The organism is Mycobacterium sp. SP-6446, from assembly GCF_001954045.1.
Classification (GTDB): domain Bacteria; phylum Actinomycetota; class Actinomycetes; order Mycobacteriales; family Mycobacteriaceae; genus Mycobacterium.
Window position 1 is genome coordinate 1 of record NZ_MBEM01000112.1, and the last position, 558, is coordinate 558.

Genomic DNA, 558 nt, shown 5'->3' on the forward strand with positions numbered 1-558 from the left:
GATCGGCCTGGCACTCGGCGGGGTGGAACCCGACGCCGGTCTGTTGTTGCTCGCGATCATCGTGGCCTCGGGAGCCGCGATCGGCACGCAGATCAGCGCCGCCATCACCTTCGTCATCGGCGTCCTCGCGATCGTCGAGATCACGCTGCTCAGCTATTTGGCCGTGCCGGCGAAAACCGAAGCGGTGCTGCAAAGCCTCCACGACTGGGCGCTGCGCCACCGCCGAAAAATCCTGATCGCCATGTTCGCGGTGGCTGGGGTCTCGCTGGTGGCCAGCGGCATCGGCAGCGTCTGAACAGTCTGGGGTCCAGTGCTTCTAAGTTATAGTCACGTCTCGCACTACAACGAACCGCCGTGAGTTAGCCGTTAGCTGCCCAGCGCCACCGACACAGCACACTTCGCTGCAGATTGAGAAGAGATTCCATGCCGACAGACCCGCGATGAAGTGTGTGCTGGCGAGCTATGGAACGCGTGGCGATGTGGAGCCCTGCGTCGCAGTCGGCCGTGAACTGCTGCGCCGCGGTCACGACGTGTACATCGCGGTTCCGCCTGACCTGG

General features: G+C 63.6%; 2 protein-coding genes. Both read left to right on the forward strand.

Annotated features, from left to right (window positions below; all coding sequences use genetic code 11):
* On the forward strand, nt 1-295 hold a 295-nt coding region (locus tag A5736_RS09765), incomplete at its 5' end, for a GAP family protein (protein ID WP_175611174.1).
* 145 nt (nt 296-440) lie between these two features.
* Nucleotides 441-558, forward strand: a 118-nt coding sequence (locus tag A5736_RS25915) for a glycosyltransferase (protein ID WP_139333231.1), incomplete at its 3' end; no start/stop codon positions are given.